This window comes from Streptomyces filipinensis (assembly GCF_014649495.1).
In the GTDB taxonomy this organism is placed as follows: domain Bacteria; phylum Actinomycetota; class Actinomycetes; order Streptomycetales; family Streptomycetaceae; genus Streptomyces; species Streptomyces filipinensis.
In genome coordinates this window covers 1-3,733 of the sequence record NZ_BMTD01000056.1, presented here as the reverse complement: position 1 = coordinate 3,733, position 3,733 = coordinate 1, and the positions used below count along the sequence as shown (strand labels likewise).

The following is a 3,733-nucleotide window of genomic DNA, read 5'->3' as shown; positions in this document are numbered from 1 at the left end:
GCATGCCCGCACCCTCGGCCCAGCCCGTACCGTCCGCAGCGGCACCGAACGCCTTGCACCGACCATCCGCCGACAGCCCACGCTGCCGACTGAACTCCACGAACACGGACGGACCTGCCATCACCGTGACGCCGCCGACGAGGGCCATCGTGCACTCGCCGCTCCGCAGTGCCTGGGTCGCCAGGTGCAGAGCCACCAGCGACGACGAGCACGCCGTGTCGACCGTCACCGCCGGGCCCTCCAGTCCGAACGTGTAGGCGACACGACCCGAAGCGACGCTGCCCGCGCTGCCGTTGACGAGGTAGCCCTCCAGGCCTGCCGGCGAGGTGTGCACGCGCCCGCCGTAGTCGTGGTACATCACGCCGGCGAAGACACCGGTCCTGCTGCCCCGGACCGTCGCCGGGTCGATCCCCGCCCGCTCGAACGCCTCCCACGACGTCTCCAGCAGCAACCGCTGCTGCGGATCCATCGCCAGCGCCTCACGCGGCGAGATCCCGAAGAACTCGGCGTCGAAGTCCGCCGCGTCGTGGAGGAAGCCGCCCTCCCGGGTGTAGCTGGTGCCCCACTGGTCGGGGTTCGGGTCGTAGAGCTTCTCCACGTCCCAGCCTCGGTCCTCGGGGAAGCCCGACACCGCGTCGCGGCCGGAGAACACCAGTTGCCACAGGTCTTCGGGCGACTGCACACCGCCGGGGTAGCGGCAGGCCATGCCCACGATCGCGATCGGCTCGTCCGCCGCCCCGGTGGCCGTGGTGACGGTCGCCGGCACGGCTGCCGCAGCCTCGCCGGTGCCTGCGGCTTCGGCGGTGAGGAAGCGGGCCAGGGTGAGCGGGTTCGGGTAGTCGAAGATCAGGGTGGCGGGCAGGCGCATGCCGACGGCCGAGTTGAGCCGATTGCGCAGTTCGACGGCGGTGAGCGAGTCGAAACCGATGTCCTTGAACGAGTCGTCCGCGCCGACTGACTGCGCACCGGCGTGCCCGAGTACGGCGGCGACCTCGGTGCGCACCAGGCCCAGCACCACCTGCTCGCGCTCGGCCTCCGGCAGCCCGGCCAACCGCTGCCCCAGCGACCCCTTCGGCGCGCTCCGCGCCGTGCGCCGCACCGGCGCCACCCGCACCAGCCCGCGCAGGACCGGCGGTACGGGCTGTCCCTGTCCGTCACGGAACGCCGACGTGTCGAGGCGGATCGGGGCGAGCGCCGCACGATCGGTGGCCAGTGCCGCGTCGAACATCCGCAGGCCGTCCGCCGAGGGGATCGCGGCGAGGCCCATGCGCTTGATGCGCGTGAGATCGGTGTGGTCGAGGCTGCCGGTCATGGTGCTCTCGCTGTCCTGCGCCCACAGGCCCCAGGCCAGCGACGTGGCCCGCAGACCGGCGGCACGGCGGTGCTCGGCGAGGGCGTCGAGGAAGGTGTTGGCGGCGGCGTAGTTCCCCTGGCCCGGCGTGCCGAGGGTGCCCGCCGCCGAGGAGAAGAGCACGAACGCGGACAGGTCGCCGGACAGCTCAGCCGCCAGGTCGTGCAGGTTCAGCGCCGCGTCCACCTTCGGGCGGAACACGGCGTCCAGCCGTTCGGGGGTCAGCGAGCCGATGATTCCGTCGTCCAGGACGCCGGCGGTGTGAACGATCGCGGACAGGCTCCGCCCGGGCCCGGCCAGGAGTGCACGGACGGCGTCCCGGTCGGCCACATCACACGCGGCCCAGGTGACGTCGGCGCCCTGCGCGGTCAGCTCGGCGGCGAGCTCGGCCGCGCCGGGTGCGTCCCCGCCACGGCGGCTGACGAGCAGCAGACTGCGGACGCCGTGCTCGGCGACCAGGTGCCGGGCGAACAGCCCGCCCAGCCCGCCCGACGCGCCGGTCAGCAGGACGGTGCCGGAGCCGAGGACGGGAAGCTCCGGCTCCGTGTCCGGCATCGCGGCGCGGACCAGCCTCGGCACCCGGACCTCGTCGTCGGCGTGGACCGCGGCCTGCGGCTCACCCGACGCGATCAGGCCCGGCAGCACCCGGGCGAGGACGTCCTCGTCAACACCCCTGCCGGCGTCGGCACCGGCATCTGCATCGGCATCTGCGGAGGTCTCGACCAGCACGATGCGGCCGGGGTTCTCGGTCTGCGCCGAGCGCACCAGTCCGCGGACCGCCGACTGGGCGAGGTCTCCCCCACGCACCACCAGCACCAGACGCGCCGGGCGTTCCTCGGCCAGCCACCACTGCACCAGTTCCAGCACGGCGTGGCTGACCTCACGGACCCGGGTGGCGAGATCCGCGCCGGCCCCGGCCGGGCAGGGCACGACCACGGCATCGGCGACGACTCCGGCATCGGCTTCGGTGAACGCCGACGACGAATCGGCGGCCCGAAGAGCGGCGAGGTCCCCATACGTCTCGATCCTCATCCCGGCCGGCGCGGACGGCAGGCTGATCGGCGTCCACTCCAGGCCGAAGACCGCGTCGTCGCCGCCGTGACCGGCGCGCAACTGCTCGGCGGGCACCGGGCGCAGCGTCAGCGACTCGACGGACGCCACCGGCTCGCCGGCACCGTCGGCCAGCACGAGCGACACCGTGGAGGTACCCGTGCGGACGCGCGAGACCTTCACCCGCAGGCCGGCGGCTCCCGCGGCCGCCAGGCGCACGCCGCTCCAGGCGAACGGCAGCAGCCCGTTCCCCGTCCCGGCCTCGGGCTCGACCGCGCCCAGCCAGACGGTGTGCAGGGCGGCGTCGAAGAGGGCGGGGTGGAGACCGTACGCGCCCGCGTCCGTCCGCTCCGCGCCGGGCAGCTCCACCTCGGCGAAGATGTCGTCCCCGCTCCGCCACGCGGCGCGCAGCCCCTGGAAGACGGGGCCGTAGTCGAGCGCCATGTCCGCGAGGCGGTCATAGAACCCGTCGACGTCGACCGGCTCCGCACCCGCCGGCGGCCACACGGTGAGCAAGCCGTCCGCGGGCCCTTCTGTGGCGACGGTCAGCGAGCCGGAGGCGTGCCGGACCCATGCCCGGTCGGAGTCGTCCTCGTGGGCGTACGCGTCCCCCTCGTCGTTCCGCGAGTGCACGGTCAGCGACCTGCGGCCCGAGCCGTCGTCGGCGCCGACGCGCACCTGCAGGGCGACGCCGCCGCGCTCGGGCACGAGCAGCGGTGTCTCCAGCGTCAGCTCTTCCAGCAGGTCGCAGCCCACGGCGTCGGCGGCGGTGATCGCCAGTTCCACGAACGCGGTTCCCGGCAGGAGCGCGATCCCGCTGACGGCGTGGTCCACCAGCCACGGGTGCGTGTGCGTCGAGAGCCGCCCGGTGAGCAGGTGTCCGTCGCCGTCGGCCAGCGGCACGGCAGCGCCGAGGAGCGGGTGACGGGCCTCGCCCTGGCCCACCGCGCGCATGTCACCGGCGGAGACGGGGGCGTCGAGCCAGTAGCGCTCGCGCTGGAAGGCGTAGGTCGGCAGGTCGACGCGGCGGGCGCCCGGGAAGAAGGCCTGCCAGTCCACTTCGACGCCGGCAACGTGCAGTTGGGCGTAGGCGGTGGTGACGGCGTACGGCTCGGGGCGGTCGGCGCGCAGCGCGGGAACGGTGACGATGTCCGCGTCCTCATCGAGACAGCCCTGGGCGAGGGCACTGAGGACACCGCCCGGCCCGATCTCCACGAACGTCGACACGCCCAGCCCGTACAGGGTCCGCACACCGTCGGCGAAACGGACCGCCTCACGCACGTGCCGCACCCAGTACTCGGGCGTGTACGGCTCGGCCAGCCGACCGGTCAG

1 protein-coding gene is annotated in these 3,733 nt (G+C 73.9%); it reads right to left on the bottom strand.

The window, feature by feature from the left end; all coding sequences use genetic code 11:
• A partial coding sequence (locus IE244_RS41365) for a type I polyketide synthase (RefSeq protein ID WP_191878742.1) occupies positions 1-3,733 on the bottom strand: 3,733 nt, incomplete at both ends.